Origin of the sequence: Micromonospora sp. NPDC050397 (assembly GCF_044901685.1) — a bacterium.
Lineage (GTDB): Bacteria > Actinomycetota > Actinomycetes > Mycobacteriales > Micromonosporaceae > Micromonospora_G.
Genome location: NZ_JBJDPS010000003.1, coordinates 232,765 through 254,745, shown reverse-complemented (window position 1 = coordinate 254,745; position 21,981 = coordinate 232,765). Strand labels below are relative to the sequence as shown.

The window sequence follows — 21,981 nt, the reverse complement described above, 5'->3', positions numbered from 1 at the left end:
GCCGTTCGGGCAGTCTTCCCGGCTGTTGCGCACAGCCAGCCGTCCCTTCCCTGCGGGGGGCCCTGTCCCGGGCCCCCCGCACCCTCTTTGTGCGGGTTTGTTCAGGCGATCGGCTGAAGCACGAGCGGGCGCTCGTCCTCGTGGGCGATCAGGGTCAGGTTGCGCCAGAGCGCGACCACGAAGACCGCCGAGCCGGCGAACGCGAACCAGAAGGGCGCGGTCACGCCGACCCGGGAGGCGAGCAGGCCGCCGATCACCGAGCCGATCACCAGCCCGCCGAAGAGGCAGGACATGTAGACGCTGCCGACCCGTCCCTGGAACTCGGTCGGGACGGCCCGCTGCCGGATGGTGGTCGAGGTGGTGCCCCAGACAAACGCGTGCGCGCCGAACACGAAGAGGATCGCCGCCGCGAGCCAGGGCGAGGAGGTGAGGGCCAGGGCGAGATGGGTGAGGGTCTCGATCACGAGGCCGACCCGCATCACGTTGCCCAGGCTGACCCGGCGGGTGATCCAGCCGTAGAGCGCCGTACCGGCCAGACCGCCGATCGCGGTGACCGTGCTGAGCAGCCCGTAACCGGTGGCGCCCAGGTCGAGCCGCTCGGTGGCGTAGAGGACCAGGATCGACCAGGCCGCGCCGTACGTGACGTTGAAGATCAGGATGGTCAGGGCGAGCGTACGCACCGCCGGGTGCGCCAGCGTCCAGCGCAACCCCTGCGCGACCTCCCGGCGTAGGCTGCTCCGCTGCTCGCGGTCCCGACCGTGGGCGGGCAGCGCGAGCCGCGACACCAGGCCCACACCGGCACAGAGCAGTACGGCCTCGGTCACGAAGGGCCAGGCGGAACCGGCGGCGAACAGGGCCGCGCCGACCGCCGGGCCGACGAGCTGGTTCAGGGTGATGAAGCCGGTCTGGAGCCGGGCGTTCGCCACCGCCAGGTCGTCCCGGTGCACCATCATCGGGAGCAGCGTCCCGGTGGTGTTGTCGGCGAAGACCTCCGCCGTGGCGAGCAGACCCAGCGCGACCAGCACCGCCGTGACCGATTCGCCACCGGTCACCAACATGGTGACCAGGGCGGCCAGCGCCACGATCCGGACCAGGTTCGCGACGATGATGATCCGGCGGCGGTCGAACCGGTCGGAGAGCGCCCCGGCGTAGAGGCCGAACAGCAACGGCGGTGCCCAGCGCAGCAACGCGGCCAGGGAGACGAGGAAGGCGTCGGTGGTGATCGACGCCACCAGCAGCGGACCGGCGGCCATCGCGATGCCGTCGCCCAGATTGGTCGTCCAGGACGAGGCCAACAGCCAACGGAACCCGCGACCGAACCGCGCCGGTACGAGAATCTCCACGAAGCGGCTCACAAGCGGTACACCCTAGAGCCTGGGTGCCGCCCCTGTCGTCCGGATATCGCCCGCATCAGCCCGGCTGCTCCGCTCCGACGTGGTTCAGGTCATATCGGCGTCAAGCCTTGGCCGGACCTACAGTTGATCACGTGAGAGCGCCCCTGACCTCGGTAGATGTCACGATCCGCCCGCTGCGACCGGCGGACGTGACCGCCGCCGTCGAACTGCTGGTCCTCGCCGCGGGTGCGGAGAAGCGGCACCGGCTGACCAGTCGGCTCACCACCGACACGTTGGACGAGATCCACCACGCGCTGGTCGCCGAACGGGACGGCGTCCTGGTCGGCGCCGCCAAGCTGACCACCGAACCCGCCAATCCCGGCACGGTCTCGGTCCTGGTCGCGGTCGCCGAGTCGGCCCGCGGAGAGGGTGTGGGCACCGCCCTCGCGGCCGAGTTGCGCGACCGGGCGACGCGGACCCTCACCCCTGGGCTGGTGCTGACCACCGCCCTGCGCGACGACCTCGACCGGGGTCGGCAATTCGCGGAACGTCACGGGATGGTGCTGACCAACCACAGCGTGGGCTGGCGGTTCGACCTGACCGGCCGGGGTGAGGAGGTGGGCGCGCTGGCCGCGTCGGCCGCCGACCGGGCCGGGGTACGTGTCCGGGCGACCGATCTGGCCAGTGACGAGGCGACGGTCCTGGAGTGTGTCGGCCGTACCCTCGTCGGGTTGCCGGTGCCTGGCGGCGAGGCCGAGGACGTCGACCTGGCGCACGCACGCAGCGTGATTCCGGAGCGGGCGCTCGTGCTGCTGGCCGAACCGAGCGACCCGGAGGGTGGGCCGGCGCTCGGCCTGACCATCGTCACCGCCCAGGTCGGCACCGATGACTGGTACACGGTCTACACCGGGGTGGACGTCAACCACCGGGGCAGGGGCGTGGCCACGGCGCTGAAGACCGCCGCCCTGCGGTACGCGTACGACGCCGGTGCCACCGCCGTCACCACGCACAACGACGACACCAACGAGCCGATCCTCCGAGCCAACCGCGCCCTCGGCATGACCCCCACCACCGGCTACTGGTCCCTGGTCCAAACCGTCAACGCCACTCCCGCCTCGTCCCCCGCCCCCGCCCCGTCGCCCGCCCCGTCGATCTAGGTGTTCTGTCCGGTGAGGTTGGGTACGCGGTGGGCGGGTGGGTGGCTAGGGGGTGGCGCGGCGGAGGTGTTCGGCGGCTTGTTCGGGGCGGATGTCGTTGATGAAGGCGCCCATCGCCGACTCGGAGCCGGCCAGGTACTTCAGCTTGTCGGCTGCCCGGCGGATGCTGAACAACTGTAGGTGCAGGTGGCTGACGTCGCGGCCCTCGTGCACCGGGGCCTGCTGCCAGGCGGCGATGTACGGCATCGGCATGTCGAACAGCCGGTCGAAGCGGTTCAGCACGTCCAGGTAGAGCGGCCCGAAGGCGGCCCGCTCCTGCTCGTTCAGCGCGGGGATGTCCGGCACCGCCCGGTGCGGGGCCACGTGCACCTCGAACGGCCAGCGCGCGGCGGCCGGGACGTACGCCGTCCAGTGCTCGTTCGACGCGACCACCCGGTCCCCGGCGGCCCGCTCGGCGGCGAGCACGTCGGCGTAGAGGTTGCCCCCGTCGGTTCGTTCGGCGTAACGACGGGCGGCGGCCAGCAGCGCCCGCGTCCGGGGCGGCAGGAACGGGTACGCGTAGATCTGGCCGTGCGGGTGCTGGAGCGTCACGCCGATCTCCACCCCCCGGTTCTCGAACGGGAAGACCTGCTCGACGCCGGGAAGCTGGCTCAGGGCGGTGGTCCGGTCGGCCAGCGCGTCGAGCACGGTGCGTACCCGTTCGGGGGAGAGGCTGGCGAACGAGGCGTTGTGGTCGGAGGTGAAGCAGACCACCTCGCACCGTCCGATCCCCGGCCGGGTCGGGGTGAACGGGGTCAGCATGCCGGCCGGCTCGCCCTCGCGGTAGCTCAACGACGGGAACCGGTTCTCGAAGACCGCGACGTCGTAGTCGTACGCCGGGATCTCGGTGGAGTGGGTCGGGGTGGAGGCGCAGAGCGGGCACTCGGCGGTGCTGGGCAGGAAGATCCGGGTCTGCCGGTGCGTCGCCACGGCCACCCACTCGTCCACCAGCGGGTCGTAGCGGAGCTGCGAGGCGGGCGGAGGCGGTGGCAGGTCGCGCCGGTCCGGCTGGTTCCGGTCCGCGTCCTCGTGCTCGTCGAAGTAGATCAGCTCGCGTCCGTCGGCGAGTTTGATCTCCGTACGCCTCATGTCGCTACCACCAGTTCCGTTACGTGTTCCCGGAGCGTCGCCCGGGTTGGTTCGGGCAGGCCGTCGTCGGTCACCACGGTGTGTGCCGCGCCCAGCTCCGCCATCGAGGAGATGCCGACCGTGCCCCACTTGGTGTGGTCGGCGAGCACCACCAGTCGTTCCGCCGCCGCGATCAGCGCGCGGTTCGTCTCCGCCTCCATCAGGTTCGGCGTGGTGTAACCGGCTCGCACGCTCATCCCGTGCACGCCGAGGAAGACCAGGTCCAGGTGGAGGGTGCGGATCGCGCCCACCGCGACCGGACCGACCAGCGCGTCCGACGGGGTGCGGATGCCGCCGGTCAGCACCACGGTCTGGTCGGGGCGTCCGGCCCGGTGGAAGACCTCGGCGACCGGGATGGAGTTGGTCACCACGGTCAGCCCGGCGGTGTCCACCAGCCGGTGGGCCAGTGCCGCGGTGGTGGTGCCGGCCGAGAGCGCCACCGCCATGCCGGGCTGGACCAGGTTGGCGGCCCGCGCGGCGATGGCGGCCTTCTCCGAGAGCTGCCGGGCCGACTTGGCCGCGAAGCCCGGCTCGTCGGTCGAACCGGACTCGGCGACCGTCGCGCCGCCGTGCACCTTGGCCAGCAGGCCCCGCTCGGCCAGCAGGTCCAGGTCGCGCCGGATGGTCATGTCCGACACCCCGAACTCGCCGGCCAGGTCGGTCACCCGGATACCGCCGGTGAGGCGGACCCGGTCCACGATCGCCGCCTGCCGCTGTTGGGCGAGCATCAGCCGATCCCTGCCCGCCTCGCCGCTGCCAGCCACGCTGCCCCCACCGATAAGTCGAACGTTATCCAACAGATCTGAACATTAGCGCGCGTGGGTGCGAGCTGCCCCATGGGGTACGGGCGGCCCGACTCACCAGCGTTTCGAGGACGTCTCAGACGGTTCCGAACGTCTCGAAGGACGTCGTTCGGGCATCTAACGCCCCTGTTCAGATGCCCCCCGGTAAGGGGCAGACATAGACCCCTCTTGCTCCCTAGGTTCAGTAACCGTCAGCACGTCCCGAACGGAGGTCTGGTCGTGAACGAAACGCTGCGGGTGGCGATGACGGAGCGAGGGTTGAGTTGCGAGGCACTGGCGGAGAAGGTCGGCGTCGACCCGAAGACGGTAAACCGCTGGCTCTCGCCGGGCCGCATCCCGCACGGCCGCCACCGCTCGGCGGCGGCCAAGATCCTCGGTCGGGAGATCCTCGACCTCTGGCCGGACGCCGGTCGGCGGCGCGACGTCCCGTGGTTCCGGCCGTGGCGCGAGGCGGAGGAAGCGGCGGCCTCACTCCGGTGGTTCGAACCCAGCGTCATCCCGGGCCTGCTTCAGACCGAGGCGTACGCCCGTGCGGTGCTGGCCAGCGGCCCGATCGCGGCCGAGGACGTGGAGCGGTTCGTCAAGGTGCGGCTGGAGCGGCAGAGGGCGGTCTTCGACCGACCCCGGCCACCGCTCGCCGTCTTTGTCGTGGACGAGGCGGCACTCCGGCGGGGCGCTCCGGAGCTGATGCACGAGCAGCTCGACCACCTGGTCGAGATGGCCAGCCGGCCGAACATCTTCGTGCACGTCATACCGTTCAGTGCCGGGCTCTACCCGGGGCAGGCCGGACCGTTTGTGATCGGCGGCGTCGAGGGCTCGCGCGACGTGTCCTACCTGGACAACCAGTTGGCCGGTCAGCTCGTGACCGATCCGAAGGAGGTGGCCGAGCTGGTGCGGGTCTGGGATGCTGTCCGAGGGCACGCGCTGCCCCGCGACCTGTCGATCGAGTTGATGAGGGCCAGGCCATGGACGAAGTAGTGATCAGCCCGAACTGGCGCACCAGCACGCGCAGCAGCTCGAACGGCGGCGCCTGCGTAGAGGTCGCCGACAACCTGCCCGGCCGGGTGCTGGTCCGGGACACCAAGGACCGCGACGGGGGCACGTTGAGCTTCGGCCCGGACGCCTGGCACGCCTTCGTCGAGCTGGCCAAGCGCCACTGACCGATCACCGCGCTTCCCGTAACGCCCCCGCACCGTCCTGCGCGTTCCGCCGGACGGGACGGGGGCGTCGTCGGATCAGGAGGATTGCAGGCGGGGCTCCACCCAGCCGGTCTCGGTCAGGTGGGCCAGCACCATCGCGACCGCCTCCGGCACCGTCGTCTCGCTGGTGTCCAACACCAGGTCCGCGTCGGTCGGCGCCTCGTACGGGTCGTCGATGCCGGTCATGCCGACGATCTGCCCGGCGCGGGCGCGCGCGTACAGGCCCTTGCGGTCCCGCTGCTCGCAGACCTCCAGCGGGGTCGCGACGTGGATCAGCAGGAACCCGGCCCCGGCCGCCTGGGCCATCTGTCGGGCGGTCGCCCGTGCCTGGGCATACGGGGCGATCGGGCAGCAGAGCGCCATGCCCCGGTGCCGGGCCACCTCCGCCGCCACCCAGCCGATCCGACGTACGTTCAGGTCCCGGTCGGCCTTGCTGAAGCCGAGCCCGGCGGAGAGCTCGCGACGTACCACGTCGCCGTCGAGCAGGGTGATGGTCCGGTCGCCGCTCTCCCGCAGCGCGTCGGCCAGGCCCCGGGCGATGGTCGACTTGCCCGAGCCGGAGAGGCCGGTGAAGAAGACCACCACGCCCCGGTGTCGGCGCGGCGGCCGGGCTCGGGCCAGCTCCCGGGCCACCGCCGGAGGGGTGTGCCACTCGGGCAGCGGGAAGCCCCGGTCCAGCAGGTCGTCGATCTCCTCCGGGCTGAGCGCGAGCCGCCGGTTGCGCGGTGGGATGTCGTCCCGCCAGCGCCACTGCCCGTCCCGGTTGTCGTAGGCCAGCTCGCGCGGAACCAGCACCCGCAGGCCCGGACCGGAGAGCATCTCGCCGGTGGAGAGGAGGTGGGTCACACCGTACGAGGCGGCCACCCTCGCCCGCAGCAGCGCGTCCCGGATCTCGTCGCCCCGACTCGCCATCGGGATCGCCACCAGGGTCGCCGGGGGCATCCGGTCGCGGGCCGCGAAGACGCTGCGGACCAGCACCTCCGGCGGCAGTCCGTCCGGGTTCGCGTCGGTGATCGGGATCAGGACCAGCAGGTGCGCGGCGAGCGTACGGGCCGCGTGCGCGATCTGCGCCAACTGTGGGCGGTGCAGCGGCCGGTCGGTGATCACCCCCAGCACCCGGCCGGGCGGGAGCAGGTCCCGCACCTCGCTCGGGGAGCGGCGCAGCCGCTGGAACGGGCCGTGGCCGCCGTCGCCGAGCTGGCGGATCTGGCCACCGACGCCGTACGCGCCCTCGCGGGTCGGCCAGAGGTCGCTGACCTCCAGCAGCGCCACCGGGGCGTCCTCCAGATCGGTCAGGACCAGTGCCCGCCGTAACGGGTTGGCGAGATCCAGACTCTCGGCGACCGCCGACGGCACCTGGAGGGTCACCGGCACCGGCCATGGGGTGCCGTCGGCGAGGCGACCCCGCCGAGCCAGCGCCGCCAGGTCGGCCCGCCCCAGGAACCCGGTCAGCGGCGCGTACGCCCCGCTGAGCAGCAGTTCGAGATCGGCAAGCTCGTGCGGGCGCGGCGTGTACGCCGGCGCGTCCCGCAGCACCTCATCGGGTAGCACCCACCCGTTGTTCATCGAACCCCCAACTACCCGACCGGCACACAGTTTCTCAGCCGACCGCCCGTCGGTCGAGAGTGCCACCCACCTGGAAGTCAAACGATGATCGACAACCTCGGTCGCAGCCACCCGTCGAGCCGTCTACGGGCCGTCCCCTAGTGGCACAGCGTCACCTTCCCAGGGAAGGTCCAGGGTGTTCCGGGAACCCCGGAGCAGCCGTACGGGCCTACGCTGAGCCGCGTGACACTGATCGCGACCCAGTCGCTGACCAAGACGTACGGCAACCGGGTGACGGCCCTCGCCGACCTCACGGTGGCGGTCGAGCCCGGCATCATCGGGTTGGTCGGTGCCAACGGCGCCGGCAAGTCCACCTTCATCAAGATCCTGCTCGGTCTGCTCGCGCCGACCGCCGGAACGGTACAGGTGCTCGGCCTCGACCCGACGGTGGAGAGCCAGGCCGTCCGGTCCCGGGTCGGTTACATGCCCGAGCACGACTCGCTGCCGCCCGACCTCTCGGCGGCCGAGTTCGTCACCCACCTGGGTCGGATCAGCGGCCTGCCGCGTACGGTCGCCCGCGAGCGGGCCTCCGAGGCGCTGCGCCACGTCGGTCTCTACGAGGAGCGCTACCGGCAGATCGGCGGCTACTCCACCGGCATGAAACAGCGGGTCAAGCTGGCCCAGGCGCTGGTGCACGACCCCGACCTGCTGCTGCTGGACGAGCCCACCAACGGTCTCGACCCGGCCGGTCGGGACGCGATGCTCAACCTCGTCCAGCGGATCGGCACCGAGTTCGGCATCTCCGTGCTGGTCTGCTCGCACCTGCTCGGCGAGATCGAGCGGATCTGCGACACCCTGGTCGCGATCGACGGCGGCCGGCTGCTCCGCTCCGACCACATCACCGCGATGACCACGGCGATCGACGTGCTCGCGGTCGAGGTCAGCGAGGGCACCGAACTGCTCGCGGCCCGGCTCGCCGAACTCGACCTGCCGGTACGCCACGAGGACCGGATGCTGCTGGTCCGGCTCGACGACGACCGCACGTACGACCTGATCCTCACCGCCGTCGCCGACCTGGACCTGCCGCTGCACCGGCTCGACCAGCGGCGGCACCGCGTGTCCGAGCTCTTCGCCACCCGGGAGACGACCAATGCCCACGCCTGAACCGAGAACCGCCCCCGGCGGGGTCATCCACGACATCGGATACCAGCGGTACGAGGGGCCACGGCTGGGCCGGCGGCACATCGTCGGCGCGCTCTACCTGCACAGCCTGCGTACCGCCTTCGGGTTCGGTCGCAGCGCCAAGAGCAAGATCTTCCCTTGGCTGATCATGGGTACGGTCGGGGTGATCGCGGTGGTGCTCACCGCGATCCGGGTGCAGACCGGGGTGATGCCGCTGCGCTACGAGCAGTTCCCGGAGACGCTCAGCATCCTGATCATCTTCTTCTGCGCGGCGGTCGCGCCGGAGCTGGTCAGCCGAGACCTCCAGAACGGGGTGCTCCCGCTCTACTTCGCCCGCCCGCTGGAGCGCTCCGACTACGCGTCGGCGAAACTGGCCGCCCTGGTCACCGCGACCTTCCTGCTGCTGGCCGTGCCGCTCACGGTGATGTTCGCCGGGGCCGCCTTCTCCGCCGACAACCTCTCCGGGGTGTGGCGGGAGTTCGGCGACTACCTGCCCGCCGTGCTCTACGCGGCACTGCACGCGGTGGTCTTCTCCTCGGTGTCGGTGCTGGTCGCAGCCCTGGTCAAGCGCCGGGCGGTGGCCGCCGCCGCGGTGGTCGCCGCGTTCCTGGTGACCACCCCGGTCGCCGGGGTGCTGCTGGTCCTGCCGTACGAGACCACCGCCCAGCTCTCCGGCCTGGTCAACCCGGCCAGCCTGGTCAGCGGGGTCGGCGCCTGGCTGTTCGACCCCTCCGGCGAGGTGGTCGGCGTCGGCGACTGGGGTCCGCTCTACGGCGTGGTCTCCGTCGGCCTGGTCGCCGCCTGCGTCGCCCTGCTCTTCGCCCGCTACCGGAAGGTTGCCCGCTCATGACCGACGTCGAGCTGAGCGGGGTCTCCCGCTGGTACGGCAACGTGGTCGCCGTCAACGACGTCACCATGTCCCTCGGTGCCGGGGTGACCGGCCTGCTCGGCCCGAACGGGGCCGGCAAGACCACCCTGCTGCACATGATGGCCGGCTTCCTCGCCCCGTCCCGTGGTGCGGTCACCCTCGGCGGCGAGCCGACCTGGCGCAACCCCGGGGTCTACCGGCGGCTGGGCCTGGTCAGCGAGCGCGAGGCGGTGCACGGCTTCCTGACCGCGTACGAGTTCGTGCTGGCCAGCGCCAAGCTGCACAAGCTGCCGGACGCGGAGTCGGCGGCCAAGCGGGCGATCGAACTGGTCGAGATGACCGACGCCCAGGACCGGCGGATCGACACCTACTCCAAGGGCATGCGGCAACGGACCCGGGTCGCCGCGGCGCTGGTCCACTCGCCGGAGGTGCTGCTGCTGGACGAGCCGTTCAACGGGATGGACCCGCGCCAGCGGATGCACATGATGCGGCTGCTGCACTCGCTCGGGGCGGACGGGCACACCATCCTGTTCAGCTCGCACATCCTGGAGGAGGTGGAGGAGGTCTCCGGCACGGTCCAGGTGATCGTCTCCGGCCGGCTGGCCGCCTCCGGCGACTTCCGTACGATCCGGCGGCTGATGACCAACCGCCCGCACGTCTTCACCGTGCAGTCCAGCGACAACCGGCGGCTCGCGGTCGAGCTGATCGGCCAGCCCTCGGTCGCCGGAGTCGAACTGACCCGGGAGGGGCTGACCGTACGGGCCGGCGACTACGGCAGCTTCACCCGGGCGCTGCCCAAGATCGCCCTCGGTTCGGGCATCCGGGTACGCCAACTGCTGCCCTCGGACGAATCCCTGGAGAGCGTCTTCTCCTACCTGGTGGAGGCCTGACATGTCGACGATTTCCTGGATCACCACCCGGGGACTGTTCGGTCGCCGCCGGTTCCTGCTCCTGGTCCCGCTGCCGGTGCTGCTGGTGGTGCTCGCCGCGCTGCCCCGGGGGCTGGGCGCCGACGTCCGGCAGTGGGCGCCGGTGGTGCTGGTCGGTCTCGGACTGGCCGTCGTGCTGCCGGTCATATCACTGATCGTCGGCACCGGCGTGCTCGGCGCCGAGATCGACGACGGCACCATCGTGCACATCCTGACCAAGCCGCTGCCCCGCTGGCAGATCGTGCTGCCGAAGCTGGGCGTGGCGGCCGGGGTGAGCGCGCTGACCGTGGCCATCCCGCTCTACGTCGTGGGGGTGCTGGCCGACTCCGTACGCCTGGGGTTGGCCCTGGTGGTGGCGAGCGCGGTCGGTGCGCTGGCGTACTCCGCGCTCTTCCTGGCGCTGAGCCTGCTCACCCGGCGGCCGGTGCTGCTCGGCCTGGTCTACGTGCTGATCTGGGAAGGTCTGCTCGGCAACTTCGTCGGCGGCACCCGGAACCTCTCGATCCAGCAGTACGTCATCACGATCGCCGACCGGATCGCCCCCACCGAACTGCTCACCAGCCAGGTGTCGCTGCCGGTCTCGATCATCATGAGCGGGTTGCTCACGGTCGGCTTCACCGTGCTCGCCATCGACCGGCTCCGCTCCTTCAGCGTCGCCGGCGAAACAAGCTGAAGCGTAAGGAAGGGCCCCTTATTAACGCATAGCGTTAATAAGGGGCCCTTCCTTACGTGTGGGCGTGGATGCGGCGGCCACGGAACGCGGCGGCGGCGAGCAGCAGGAGCAGCCCGGCCACCGCCCAGATCGCGAGCGTGCCGGCGGGGCGGGCGGTGGCGTCCGGGCCGAAGTAGACCACCGCCCGGACCAGGTCGGTGGCGAGGCCCGGCACGTTCCACAGGTGCATGTCCCGGAAGAAGTCCGGCAGGAACTCGGGCGCGTAGATGCCGCCCGAACCCGGATTGCCGAGCACCACCAGGAGCAGGATGACCAGCCCGGTGCCGAGCAGGCCGAGCCAGCCCTGCACGGCGGCGGCGGCCATCGCGGCGGCGAACGCGGCCAGCGCCCCGGCGCCGACGAGGCTGGCGAAGCGGCTGTGCCAGACGTCCAGGCCCGGCCCGGTGACCAGGGCACCGGCGAGCCCCAGTAGCGCGGAGTAGACCGCCAGGCCGCCGATCCGGGCGGCGGCCCGACCGACCGTACGCGGGGTCGTGCCGACGGTGATGCCGAGCACCGTGGAGCCGAGGTAGCCGCCGAGTACCAAGCCGATCGCGAGGTAGAACGGGACCAGCCCCCGTGGGTCGTTGCCGGCGATCGGCACCGCGTCGGTGACCGCGAGCGGGACCTGCGCGCGTTCGGCCGCCACCTGCAACGTCTGGGTGATCACCTGAGCGGCCAGGGGCGCGGCGGCACTCGCGGTGACCAGGGACAGCCCCGGTTTGCCGCCGGTGTTGGTCGAGGCAACGACGGCGTACACCTCGCGGCTGTCGAGCGCGTCGTCGGCCGCCCGGCGGTCGGCGTACTCGACCGGTTTCAGGGCTCTGTCCTGCTGACGTACGGCGGCCAGCAGGGTCCGCGCCGGCTGGTCGGAGCGGACCACGGCGATCGGTACGTCCTTCGGCGTCGGCTGGTGCAGCGCGCCCGCGTACGCGGCGATGAACGCGGTGGCGAGCACCAGGGTGCCGAAGAGCATCGCGCCGGCCCGGAGCAGCGACCGGCGCCACGACTCCGGGTCGCCCGGTTCGGTCCGGTGGCCCACCGGCCCGGCCGGCATCGCCCCTGGTCCTGCCCCTGACCCCGGTCCTGCCCCTGACCCCGGTTCGCCCGACACCTCGTCAGCGTATGGAAGGAAAATTCGCCTCGGGCGTATTTTCCCCGCTTTGTCCGTCGAGCGGCTCTGTCTGCCGAGCGGCTTTGTCTGCCGAGCGGCTCTGTCCGCCGAACCGCTCGGCGTACGGGGCGGCTTCCGGCCCCGGGACGGCTCAGCCGGTGTTGCGCATTCCGGCGGCGATGCCGTTCACGGTGGTGAGCAGTGCCCGTTCCAGGGCGGTGCCGTCGCCGGGGGCGCGGCGGGCACCCGGGGCGGTGGCGACGGCCCGGCCGGCGGCACCGGAGTCCCGGTACTGCCGCAGCAGCGCGACCTGGAGGTGGTGCAGCGGCTCCAGGTAGGTGTCCCGGACCGCGAGCGTACGTTGCAGCACCGGCGAGTTCTCCAGCAGCGCGGGCGAGGCGGTGATCGCCAGCACCTCGCGCTTGGTCAGCTCGTACTCCTCCCGGATCACCTCGAAGATCGGCTGTAGCGGCTCGGGGACCAGGGTCTCCACGTACCGCCGGGCGATGTTGAGGTCCGTCTTGGAGAGCATCATCTCCACGTTGGACAGGAACGTCCGGAAGAAGTGCCAGTTGCGGTGCATCTCGGCCAGGATCTCCGCCCGTCCCGCCTCGCGGGCGGCGGCCAGGCCGGAACCGACGCCGAACCAGCCCGGCACGATCTGCCGCGTCTGGGTCCAGCCGAAGACCCACGGGATCGCCCGCAGGCCGCTCAACCCGGCACCGGTGTTCGGCCGCTTCGCCGGCCGGGAGCCGATGTTCAGCGCGCCGAGCAGCTCGGTCGGGGTGGAGGCCCAGAAGTACGCCGGCAGGTCCGGGTTCTCCACCAGCGACCGGTACGACCGGAACGCCGAGTCGGAGACCAGCTCCATCGTCGCGTCCCAGCGTTCCAGCATCTCGGCGGGCTGCCGGGGATAGGTGTGCAGCAGGGCGCTCTGCAACACCGCGGCGAGGGTCAGCTCCAGGTTCTCCCGGGCCAGCGACGGCAGGGTGTACTTGTCGGAGATGACCTCACCCTGCTCGGTCACCTTGATCGCGCCGTCGAGGGTGCCGTACGGCTGGGCCAGGATCGCCTCGTGCGTCGGGCCGCCGCCCCGGCCGACCGTGCCGCCCCGGCCGTGGAAGAGCCGCAGCCGTACGCCGTGCCGGGCGGCCACGTCACGCAGCGAGCGCTGGGCCCGGTGGATCGACCACTGCGAGGTGGTGATGCCGGCCTCCTTGTTCGAGTCGGAGTAACCGAGCATCACCTCCTGCACGTCTCCCCGGGCGGTGACGATCGCCCGGTACGCGGGCAGCGAGAGCAGTTCGTCGAGGAGTTCGCCACCGGCGTTCAGCTCGTCCGGGGTCTCCAGCAGCGGCACGAAGCCGATCCGCGCCCGTCCACTGTGTACGTCCACCAGCCCGGCCTCGCGGGCCAGCACCACCGCCGCGAGCACGTCGTCGACGCCGAGGGTCATCGAGATGATGTACGACTCGATCACCTCGGTGCCGAACCGCTCCTGGGCCTCCCGGATGGTGCCGAACACGTCGAACGTCTTCCGGGCCGCCTCGGTCAACGGCGTGTCCATGTTGGACAGCGGGCGGCGTCCGGTCAGCTCCTCGCCGAGCAGCTTCGTCCGCTCGGCCCGGCTCAACGCGGCATAGTCGGTCACCTCGCCGACCTGCTCGTAGAGCTGCCGGAGCACCACGTGGTGCGCCTCGGCGTGCTCGCGTACGTCGAGCGTGGCCAGGTGCAGCCCGAACGAGGCGACGGTCCGGATCGCCGAGGCGAGCCGGCCGACGGCGGTGAGCTGGCCGGAGTTGCGGGCCAGCGAGGCGCGCATCAGCTCCAGGTCGGCCAGCAGCTCGGCCGAGCCACGGTAGTCCCGTCCGGGCACGTGCGCGGTGCCCCGGGTCAGCCGTAGCCGGGTGTTGGCCAGCTTCGCCTTGATGCAGCGCGCCTTGAGCCGGTACGGCTCCTCGGCGTTCACCCGACGGAACCGGGCCGCGACCTCGGGCAGCGCGTCCAGGTCGGTGGCGAGGCTGGCGGAGAGGTCGAGCGAGACGCCGCGCAGCCGCCGGGAGACCGAGATCTCGTTGATCAGCGCCTCCATCGCCGCCTCGGTCGCCTGGATGCCGTGGTGGTACTGGATCACCAGCACCTCGCGGGTGACGTGCGGGGTGACAAACGGGTTGCCGTCCCGGTCGCCGCCGATCCAGGTGCCGAAGGTCAGCGGCCGGGCGGTCGGGGAGGTCTCCACCCCGAGCGAGCGGAGCGTGTCGGCCAGGTCGTCGAGGACCTGCGGCGCGGCGGCGGCGTAGAGGTCGCGCAGGTAGTAGATGGCGTTGCGGGCCTCGTCGGTCGGGTCCGGCCGGTCCAGGCGCAGCTCGTCGGTCTGCCACATCAGGTCGAGCAGTTCGGCCAGCCGGCGGTTGGTCGGACCCTCGTCGCTGGCGCCGTAGAGCACCGCGGCGGCGGTCTCCGCGTCCAGTTCGTCGGCGACCGCGCGCAACTTGGTGAGAATGGAGCGACGTGCCGCCTCGGTCGGGTGGGCGGTGAAGACCGGACGTACGGCCAGCCGCCGGGCCGCCGCCGCGATCTCCTCGGCCGGCACCCCGCGCTCGGCGATCAACTTGGCCGCCTGGTCCAGCCAGCCGCCCTGGGTGGCCCGCTGCCGGCGCAGGTCCCGGGAGCGGTGCACCTGCTCGGTGATGTTGGCCAGGTGGAAGTAGGTGGAGAAGGCACGGGCGAGCTTGGTGCCGGTGGTCACGTCCATCGCGCCGAGGCGCTGCGCGGCGGCCTCGGGGTTGGACCGGACCAGGGCGCGGATCTCCTCGACCAGGTCGAGCAGGGGCGGGCCTTCCTGGCGGGCCAGGGTCTGCCCGAGCAGGGTGCCGAGTCGACGGATGTCCGCCCGGAGGGCTGCGTCCGGGCCATCGTGATCATGCTGGTCGGTCACGTGCGCTCCTTACGTGGTGTGCTAAGGACAGCGCTGTCCGACAAGGCAGATCGTATCCGCGCGGAGGCGGTTCTTAGGAGGGGGCCACCATATCTGAGTTTTTGTCACACCCCTCACTCGAAGATCCGCCGCGCCGGAGGATCGGCCGCGACCAGGACGCGGCGGGCGCGTACCGGTCCCCGCCGGGTGTCGCGACTCATCCGAGGCGGTCGAACCAGGCCCTGGCCTGCTTCACCCCACCGTCACCGAGCGCGACCATCAGCGCCGCGCGGGCCTTCACCGGGGCCAGCCCCCGGGCGCTGATCGCTCCCACCCGGGCGGCGATCGTGCCACCGGTGGAAATCTCGTCCGCCGGCATCTCCCGGGTACGGCACCGCGAGGCGATCACCACCGGCACGTCCCACCCGGTCAGCTCGTCGATCGCGGCGAACAGCCCGACCGGTACGTTCGCCATCCCGGTGCCCTCCAGCACCACGCCCCTGGCTCCGGCGTCGACCACGGCGTGCAGCAGCGTCCCGTCGATGCCCGGGTAGGTCTTGATCAACGCGACCGAGGGCTCCGGCTCGCCGGTCGGCGCCGGTGGGCGGGGCGGCGGTGGCGCCAGCAGTTCGACCCGGTTCCCCACCACCCGGCCCAGTGGCGGGTGCGGGGCGGAGGAGAACGCCGCCACCGTGGTCGCGTCCACCTTGGTGACCCAGCGGGCGGCGTGCAGTTCGTCGTTGAGACAGGCCACCACCCCGACCCCGGGCAGCCCCGGGTCGGCCGCCGCGACCAGGGCGGAGAGCAGGTTGCGCGGGCCGTCGGGGGAGAGTTCGGTGGGCGGTCGCATCGCCCCGGTGAGCACGATCCCGGCCCGCTCGGCCGCCTCCCCGGCGAGCAGGTCGGTCAGGAACGCGGTCTCCTCCAGGGTGTCGGTGCCGTGGGTGATCACGACCCCGTGGTAACCCTCGGTCAGGATCGCCGTACGCGCCCGGCGGGCCAGCCCCAGCATGGTCGGCGGGTCCAGGTCCCAGCTCGGTCCGGCGAGCACGTCCTCGACCGTCACCTGGCCCGGCACCGAACCGGCCGGCAGCGCGGCCAGCAGTTCCGCCCCGGGGGCGAAGGCACCCCGACCGCGCACCCGTGGGTCGAACGCGATCGTGTCGCCGGTGGCGAGCAGCAGCAGGCGGGTCAACGCGGGATCCCGGTGTCGCCCTGCGGCTCGATCCGCCGCTCCAGCCGCTCCAGCCGCTCCACGATCGGCTGCAACTGCTGGGTCAGGGCGGCCCGGAGCGCGGCGGCCGGATCGGTGCCGGTGGCCGCCCCGGCGCCAACCTCGCTCTGGGCCCGCAGGTGTACGTATCCGGCCAGCGCGGCGGTGACCGCGCGACGGGTCAGCCGGTAGTCGGCGCCCAGCCCGCGCAGCACGTGGCCGGCGGTGCCGTCCGGCTCGGCGACCAGGCCGAGCAGCAGGTGTTCGCAGCCGACGTAGTTGTGGCCGAGCGAGGTCGCCTCGGTCACGGTCAGCTCCAGCGCGTTCGCGGCGGTCCGACTGAACCGCCGGCCGCCGCCGCTGCCGGAACTGTCGTTCTCCTCCTCCGCCGGGGGCGTCTTCGGTGCCTGTCGAGTCAGCTCGCGACGTACCGCCTCGGGGTCGATCTCCATCGCCCGGAGCACCTGGAGGGCGAGGTTCTGCCCCTCGGCCAGCAGACCGGCGAGCAGGTGGCCGGTGCCGAGGCTGGCGGCGCCCTCCTCGCGGGCCTGGCTCACCCCGAGGTTGATCGCGGTCCGGGCACGGGTGGTGAACTGGGTCAGGGTGCTGGTCGGATCGTCCCGGTCGGTCTCGCCGAGGGTCGTCTCGCGGATCGCCGTCACCCGGCGCACCGCCTGCTCCAGCGCGCGTTGGCAGATCGCGGAGACGGGCACCCCGGACTCCTTGACCGCCTCGGCGAGTTCGTCGGGTAGATAAACGTTGATCTTCGGCATTGGGGCCCCCTCTGGGGTTAGTGAGGGGTTATGCCCCTCAGATAACCCCACCATACCCCTCGTGGCGAAAAGGGGAAGTCCCATCACCGGCCAGACCGCTACCGTGTACCGATGTCGGATCTGGCACGACCGCCCCAGCCGCAGCGCTATCCGCCCAAACCGCGCCCGGGAGACCGGGTCGCCGTACTCTCGCCCTCCGCCGGGCTGCCGGCCGTCTTCCCCCACGTGTACGAGCTGGGCCTGCGCCGGCTGCGCGAGGACTTCGGGCTGGTCCCGGTCGAGTACCCCACGACCAGGGCCGCCGCCGCCGCTCCGCGCGAGCGGGCCCGGGACCTGACCGCCGCCTTCGCCGACCCGTCGATCAGGGCGATCCTCGCCACCGTCGGCGGGGACGACCTGATCACGGTGTTGCCGTACCTCGACCGGGAGGTGATCGCGGCGAACCCGAAGCCGTACTTCGGCTACTCGGACAACACCAACGTGCTGTCCTACCTGTTCGAGGCCGGAATGGTCGCGTACCACGGCGGTTCGGTGCTGGTGCACCTCGGACGCCCCGGCAGGCTGCACCCGGCCACCGCCGACTCGCTGCGGGCCGCGCTCTTCACCGACGACTGGTACGAGCTGCGGCCGGCGACCGAGTACAGCGACGAGCCGAGCGACTGGCGTGATCCGTCCACCCTGGCCGCCGAGCCGGTGATGTTCCCGGCCGAGGGCTGGCACTGGCACGGTCCCCGGACCGTGGTGGAGGGGCCGGTCTGGGGTGGCAACCTGGAGATCCTCGCCTGGCTGTCACAGGCTGGCCGGGTCGGACCGAACGTCGCGTACGCCGGTTGTGTGCTGCTGCTGGAGACCTCGGAGGAGCTTCCGTCCGATGTCGAGGTGTTCCGGATCCTGCGCAACATGGGCGAGCGGGGCCTCTTGGCCGGTTTTCCCGCCGTGCTGATCGGCAAGCCGAAGGCGTGGGACTTCGACCGGCCGAACACGACGGAGCAGAAACGGGAGCACACCGAGGCGCAGCGGGCCGCCGTGCTCAGGGTCCTGGCCGAGTACGCCCCGGACGCGGTCGCCGTGTTCGGCCTCGACGTCGGGCACACCGACCCGCAGCTCATCGTCCCGTACGGCGGCCTCGCCCGGGTGGACGCCGCCGCCCGGCGCATCACCGTGCGCTACTGAGGCCCATGACGTCCCGCCCCCGCCCCCGGATGGGTGGGGCCGAGGGCGGGCTCGTGGGTTGGGGTTGGGGACGGGGGGTTGGTCGGTGGGCGGGATAAACTTGCTGGTGGTAGACCCCCGTCCGGGCTCTGGCGGGGGCAGTTTCGCGTGTCGACGCAAAGGTAGTGATCGTGACGATGCTCGCCGGTCTGCTGGCTGCCGCCCTCGGCGACCCGGGCCTCACCCGTACCCGTGATCTTGCTCGGGGCGGTTTCGCGCAGGCTGACGGGCTCGACCTGACCGCCCCGGCGGCGCTGCGGCCGTTCGTGGTGGCCGCCGTCGCCGCCGAGACCGACCAGGGCGGCGCCGGCCGTCCCGTGCTCGCCGTCACCGCCACCACTCGCGAGGCCGACGACCTCGCCGCCGCGCTCGGCAGCCTGCTGCCGGCCGATCAGGTGGCGGTCTTCCCGGCCTGGGAGACGCTGCCGCACGAGCGGCTCTCGCCCCGGTCGGACACCGTCGGCCGCCGGCTCGCCGTGCTGCGCCGGCTGGCGCACCCGGACAGCGGCAACGCCTCACCGGGTGCCGCCGCGTCACCGGTCTCCGCCTCGGCGACCGGCACCGGTCCGCTCCGGGTGATCGTCGCCCCGGTCCGCTCCGTGCTCCAGCCACAGCTCAAGGGGCTCGGCGAACTGGAGCCGGTCCGGCTGACCAGCCGCGCCGAGGCGGACCTCGACGCGATCGCGCACCGGCTGGCCGACCTCGCGTACACCCGGGTCGACCTGGTCACCAAGCGGGGCGAGTTCGCCGTCCGGGGCGGCATCCTGGACGTCTTCCCGCCCACCGACGAGCACCCGTCCCGGGTCGAGTTCTGGGGCGACGAGGTCGAGGAGATCCGTACCTTCGCCGTCGCCGACCAGCGCACCATCGAGCAGGTGGACCAGCTCTGGGCGCCGCCGTGCCGGGAACTCCTGCTCACCCCGGAGATCCGGCAGCGGGCCGCCGCCCTCGCGCAGGCGCACCCCGAGCTGGCCGAGATCCTGGAGAAGCTGGCCGAGGGCATCCCGGTCGAGGGAATGGAGTCGCTCGCCCCGGCGCTGACGGACGGCACGGAGAGCATGGAGACGCTGCTGGACTGCCTGCCGGCCGGCGCGCACGTGCTGCTCTTCGACCCGGAGCGGATCCGTACCCGGGCGCACGACCTGGTCCGTACCTCGGAGGAGTTTCTCCAGGCGAGCTGGGCCGCAGCCGCCGTCGGCGGCCAGGCCCCGGTCGACCTCGGCGCCGCCGCCTTCAAGACCCTGGGCGAGGTACGCGCCGCCGCCGCCGCCCTCGCCCAGCCGTGGTGGTCGATCGCCCCGTTCGGGCTGGCCGAGGCGACCACGGAGGTCGACGACCGGCCGTGGCTGGACCCGGTCGACCAGACCACGGTCACCCCGGACGACGGGGTGTCGATCACCCTCGCCGCCCAGCCGACCGCGCTCTACCACGGCGAGACCAACCGGGTCGTCGACGACCTGAAGCGGTGGACCGCCGACGGTTGGGCGGTGGCGCTGGTCTTCGAGGGGCACGGGCCGGCGCAGCGGGCGGTCGAGGTGATCCGGGACGCCGGGCTCGGCGCGACCCCGGTCGAGACCATCCTCGGCCCGCCCGGCCCCGGTGAACTCCTGGTCACCTGCGGCTCGCTGAACCACGGTTTCCTGCTCGACGGGGCGAGCGCGACCAAGCTCGCGGTGCTCACCGGCAACGACATCACCGGCGGGCGCGGCTCCTCGACCCGGGACATGCGCAAGATGCCGAGCCGGCGGCGCAACACCATCGACCCGCTGGAGCTGAAGGCCGGCGACTACGTGGTGCACGAGCAGCACGGCATCGGCCGGTACGTCGAGCTGGTGCAGCGTACGGTCAACGGCGCCGAGCGGGAGTACCTCGTCATCGAGTACGCCTCCAGCAAGCGCGGGCAGCCCGGCGACCGGCTCTTCGTCCCCACCGACCAGCTCGACCAGCTCTCCCGGTACGTGGGCGGGGAGACGCCGACCCTGCACAAGATGGGCGGCAGCGAGTGGCAGAAGGCGAAGGCTCGAGCCCGCAAGGCGGTACGCGAGATCGCCGCCCAGCTCATCCAGCTCTACGCCGCCCGCAAGGCGTCCAAGGGGCACGCCTTCGCCCCGGACACCCCCTGGCAGCGCGAGTTGGAGGACGCCTTCCCGTACACCGAGACGCCGGACCAGCTCTCGGCGATCGAGGAGGTCAAGCGGGACATGGAGCAGTCCGCCCCGATGGACCGGCTGATCTGCGGCGACGTCGGTTACGGCAAGACCGAGATCGCGGTCCGGGCGGCGTTCAAGGCGGTGCAGGACGGCAAGCAGGTCGCCGTCCTGGTGCCGACCACGCTCCTGGCCCAGCAGCACTACAACACCTTCGCCGAGCGGATGGGGCAGTTCCCGGTCAGCATCCGGCAGCTCTCCCGGTTCCAGACGCCGAAGGAGGCCGAGCAGACCCTCGCCGCCGCCGCCGACGGCACCGCCGACATCGTCATCGGCACCCACCGGCTGCTCGCCGCCGCCACCCGGTTCAAGTCGCTCGGCATGGTCATCGTCGACGAGGAGCAGCGCTTCGGGGTCGAGCACAAGGAGCACCTGAAGACGCTGCGGACGGCGGTGGACGTACTGACCATGTCGGCGACGCCGATCCCGCGCACCCTGGAGATGGCGATCACCGGCATTCGGGAGATGTCGACGATCGCCACCCCGCCGGAGGAGCGGCACCCGGTGCTCACCTTCGTCGGCGCGTACGACGACCGGCAGGTGGCCGCCTCGATCCACCGCGAACTGCTCCGCGACGGGCAGGTCTTCTACCTGCACAACCGGGTCGAGTCGATCGACCGGGCGGCCCGCCGCATCCGCGAGCTGGTGCCCGAGGCCCGGGTCGCGGTGGCGCACGGCCAGCTCGGCGAGGAGGCGCTGGAGAAGGTCATGGTCGGCTTCTGGGAGAAGGAGTACGACGTCCTGGTCTGCACCACGATCGTGGAGTCCGGCATCGACATCCCGAACGCGAACACGCTGATCGTGGAGCGGGCCGACCTGCTCGGCCTGGCCCAGTTGCACCAGATCCGGGGCCGGGTCGGGCGGGGTCGGGAACGGGCGTACGCGTACTTCCTCTACCCGTCGGAGAAGCCGCTCACCGAGCACGCGCACGAGCGGCTGGCCACCATCGCCCAGCACACCGAGCTGGGCGCCGGCATGTACGTGGCGATGAAGGACCTGGAGATCCGGGGCGCCGGCAACCTGCTCGGCGGCGAGCAGTCCGGCCACATCGAGGGCGTCGGTTTCGACCTCTACGTCCGGATGGTCGGCGAGGCGGTGCAGACGTTCAAGGGGGAGCGGCCGGAGGAGGAGGCCGACGTGAAGATCGACCTCCCGATCGACGCGCACCTGCCACACGACTACGTCGGGGTGGAACGGCTCCGCCTGGAGATGTACCGCAAGCTCGCCGAGGCCCGCGACGCGGCCCGCCTCGACGAGGTGGTCGCCGAGATGACCGACCGGTACGGCGAGCCGCCGGAGCCGGTGAAGAACCTGGTCGCGGTGGCCCGGTTCCGCCTGCTGGCCCGCGCGTACGGCCTGACCGACGTGTCGGTGCAGGGCAAGCACGTACGGTTCAGCCCGCTGCCACTGCCCGACTCGAAGCAACTGCGGCTCAAGCGCTACCACCCGGACGCGGTCTACAAGCAGGTGACCGACCAGGTCAGCGTGCCCCGGCCGAGCACCCGCCGGATCGGTGGCGAGCCCCTGCGCGACCAGGCGCTGCTGGAATGGTGCGGACAGTTGCTCTCGGACGTGCTCGGCGAGCCGGTGCTCGCCGGCCGGTGACGGAGGGTGGTCGTACGGGCCGGTCGGTGACCCCGTACCGGCCG

At 71.9% G+C, this 21,981-nt stretch carries 17 protein-coding genes; 9 read left to right on the top strand and 8 right to left on the bottom strand.

What is annotated here, in order from left to right:
* Positions 1-101: 101 nt before the first annotated feature.
* Positions 102-1,355, bottom strand: coding sequence for an MFS transporter (locus ACI2K4_RS12105; RefSeq protein ID WP_404510531.1), 1,254 nt, complete (start codon positions 1,353-1,355; stop codon positions 102-104).
* Between the two features lie 131 nt (positions 1,356-1,486).
* On the opposite strand from ACI2K4_RS12105, the gene ACI2K4_RS12100 reads away from it, so the two are divergent.
* Complete coding sequence (locus ACI2K4_RS12100) at positions 1,487-2,491, top strand: GNAT family N-acetyltransferase (RefSeq protein ID WP_404510530.1); 1,005 nt, start codon at positions 1,487-1,489, stop codon at positions 2,489-2,491.
* A gap of 45 nt (positions 2,492-2,536) precedes the next feature.
* On the opposite strand, the gene galT is transcribed toward ACI2K4_RS12100, so the two are convergent.
* Both galT and ACI2K4_RS12090 read right to left on the bottom strand, forming a co-directional pair.
* On the bottom strand, positions 2,537-3,619 hold the full coding sequence (galT, locus tag ACI2K4_RS12095; RefSeq protein WP_404510529.1) for a galactose-1-phosphate uridylyltransferase: 1,083 nt from the start codon (positions 3,617-3,619) through the stop codon (positions 2,537-2,539).
* Positions 3,616-4,386, bottom strand: a complete 771-nt coding sequence (locus ACI2K4_RS12090; RefSeq protein WP_404510528.1) for a DeoR/GlpR family DNA-binding transcription regulator — start codon at positions 4,384-4,386, stop codon at positions 3,616-3,618. The genes galT and ACI2K4_RS12090 overlap by 4 nt, the downstream gene beginning before the upstream one ends.
* A 294-nt stretch (positions 4,387-4,680) precedes the next feature.
* Between ACI2K4_RS12090 and ACI2K4_RS12085 the strand changes: the two genes are divergently transcribed.
* Both ACI2K4_RS12085 and ACI2K4_RS12080 read left to right on the top strand, forming a co-directional pair.
* Positions 4,681-5,439 (top strand): Scr1 family TA system antitoxin-like transcriptional regulator, encoded by a 759-nt coding sequence (locus ACI2K4_RS12085; protein ID WP_404510527.1) that lies wholly within the window; start codon positions 4,681-4,683, stop codon positions 5,437-5,439.
* Complete coding sequence (locus ACI2K4_RS12080; protein ID WP_404510526.1) at positions 5,427-5,621, top strand: DUF397 domain-containing protein; 195 nt, start codon at positions 5,427-5,429, stop codon at positions 5,619-5,621. Before ACI2K4_RS12085 ends, ACI2K4_RS12080 begins: the two co-directional genes overlap by 13 nt.
* A gap of 75 nt (positions 5,622-5,696) precedes the next feature.
* Here ACI2K4_RS12080 and cysC read toward each other — a convergent pair whose 3' ends face one another.
* Positions 5,697-7,226 (bottom strand): adenylyl-sulfate kinase, encoded by a 1,530-nt coding sequence (cysC, locus tag ACI2K4_RS12075; RefSeq protein ID WP_404510525.1) that lies wholly within the window; start codon positions 7,224-7,226, stop codon positions 5,697-5,699.
* A gap of 222 nt (positions 7,227-7,448) precedes the next feature.
* Between cysC and ACI2K4_RS12070 the strand changes: the two genes are divergently transcribed.
* The 4 genes from ACI2K4_RS12070 to ACI2K4_RS12055 are packed head-to-tail and all read left to right on the top strand — an operon-like array spanning position 7,449 to position 10,857.
* The gene (locus ACI2K4_RS12070; RefSeq protein ID WP_404510524.1) at positions 7,449-8,369 is read left to right on the top strand and encodes an ABC transporter ATP-binding protein; all 921 of its coding nucleotides are present in this window, start codon (positions 7,449-7,451) and stop codon (positions 8,367-8,369) included.
* Entirely contained in the window at positions 8,356-9,237 is an 882-nt protein-coding gene (locus ACI2K4_RS12065) for an ABC transporter permease subunit (protein ID WP_404510523.1), read from the top strand. Before ACI2K4_RS12070 ends, ACI2K4_RS12065 begins: the two co-directional genes overlap by 14 nt.
* Complete coding sequence (locus tag ACI2K4_RS12060) at positions 9,234-10,145, top strand: ABC transporter ATP-binding protein (protein WP_404510522.1); 912 nt, start codon at positions 9,234-9,236, stop codon at positions 10,143-10,145. The genes ACI2K4_RS12065 and ACI2K4_RS12060 overlap by 4 nt, the downstream gene beginning before the upstream one ends.
* Before the next feature lies 1 nt (position 10,146).
* Entirely contained in the window at positions 10,147-10,857 is a 711-nt protein-coding gene (locus tag ACI2K4_RS12055) for an ABC transporter permease (RefSeq protein WP_404510521.1), read from the top strand.
* 52 nt (positions 10,858-10,909) lie between these two features.
* Here the strand turns inward: ACI2K4_RS12055 and ACI2K4_RS12050 are convergent, their stop codons facing one another.
* The 4 genes from ACI2K4_RS12050 to ACI2K4_RS12035 all read right to left on the bottom strand — a co-directional run bounded on the left by ACI2K4_RS12050 (position 10,910) and on the right by ACI2K4_RS12035 (position 16,913).
* Complete coding sequence (locus ACI2K4_RS12050; RefSeq protein ID WP_404510520.1) at positions 10,910-11,953, bottom strand: hypothetical protein; 1,044 nt, start codon at positions 11,951-11,953, stop codon at positions 10,910-10,912.
* Between the two features lie 208 nt (positions 11,954-12,161).
* Positions 12,162-14,948, bottom strand: a complete 2,787-nt coding sequence (gene ppc / locus ACI2K4_RS12045) for a phosphoenolpyruvate carboxylase (protein WP_404510519.1) — start codon at positions 14,946-14,948, stop codon at positions 12,162-12,164.
* 196 nt (positions 14,949-15,144) lie between these two features.
* Positions 15,145-16,122 (bottom strand): asparaginase, encoded by a 978-nt coding sequence (locus tag ACI2K4_RS12040; RefSeq protein WP_404510518.1) that lies wholly within the window; start codon positions 16,120-16,122, stop codon positions 15,145-15,147.
* A complete protein-coding gene (locus ACI2K4_RS12035; RefSeq protein ID WP_404510517.1) occupies positions 16,119-16,913 on the bottom strand; it encodes a Clp protease N-terminal domain-containing protein in 795 nt (264 codons plus the stop codon). Before ACI2K4_RS12035 ends, ACI2K4_RS12040 begins: the two co-directional genes overlap by 4 nt.
* Positions 16,914-17,024: 111 nt before the next feature.
* On the opposite strand from ACI2K4_RS12035, the gene ACI2K4_RS12030 reads away from it, so the two are divergent.
* Positions 17,025-18,086 carry a S66 peptidase family protein gene (locus tag ACI2K4_RS12030; RefSeq protein WP_404510516.1) on the top strand — a complete coding sequence of 354 codons (1,062 nt, stop codon included), beginning with the start codon at positions 17,025-17,027 and terminating at the stop codon, positions 18,084-18,086.
* 176 nt (positions 18,087-18,262) lie between these two features.
* On the top strand, positions 18,263-21,937 hold the full coding sequence (gene mfd, locus ACI2K4_RS12025) for a transcription-repair coupling factor (protein WP_404511761.1): 3,675 nt from the start codon (positions 18,263-18,265) through the stop codon (positions 21,935-21,937).
* Positions 21,938-21,981: the final 44 nt, after the last annotated feature.

Excerpts from the sequence above, each read along its gene's own strand:
- galT (WP_404510529.1), bottom strand. The coding sequence starts at position 3,619 with ATGAGGCGTACGGAGATCAAACTCGCCGACGGACGCGAGCTGATCTAC.
- ACI2K4_RS12090 (WP_404510528.1), bottom strand. The coding sequence starts at position 4,386 with ATGCTCGCCCAACAGCGGCAGGCGGCGATCGTGGACCGGGTCCGCCTC.
- ACI2K4_RS12080 (WP_404510526.1), top strand. The coding sequence starts at position 5,427 with ATGGACGAAGTAGTGATCAGCCCGAACTGGCGCACCAGCACGCGCAGC.
- cysC (WP_404510525.1), bottom strand. The coding sequence starts at position 7,226 with ATGAACAACGGGTGGGTGCTACCCGATGAGGTGCTGCGGGACGCGCCG.
- ACI2K4_RS12065 (WP_404510523.1), top strand. The coding sequence starts at position 8,356 with ATGCCCACGCCTGAACCGAGAACCGCCCCCGGCGGGGTCATCCACGAC.
- ACI2K4_RS12060 (WP_404510522.1), top strand. The coding sequence starts at position 9,234 with ATGACCGACGTCGAGCTGAGCGGGGTCTCCCGCTGGTACGGCAACGTG.
- ACI2K4_RS12055 (WP_404510521.1), top strand. The coding sequence starts at position 10,147 with ATGTCGACGATTTCCTGGATCACCACCCGGGGACTGTTCGGTCGCCGC.
- ACI2K4_RS12050 (WP_404510520.1), bottom strand. The coding sequence starts at position 11,953 with ATGCCGGCCGGGCCGGTGGGCCACCGGACCGAACCGGGCGACCCGGAG.
- ACI2K4_RS12035 (WP_404510517.1), bottom strand. The coding sequence starts at position 16,913 with ATGCCGAAGATCAACGTTTATCTACCCGACGAACTCGCCGAGGCGGTC.
- ACI2K4_RS12030 (WP_404510516.1), top strand. The coding sequence starts at position 17,025 with ATGTCGGATCTGGCACGACCGCCCCAGCCGCAGCGCTATCCGCCCAAA.
- mfd (WP_404511761.1), top strand. The coding sequence starts at position 18,263 with ATGCTCGCCGGTCTGCTGGCTGCCGCCCTCGGCGACCCGGGCCTCACC.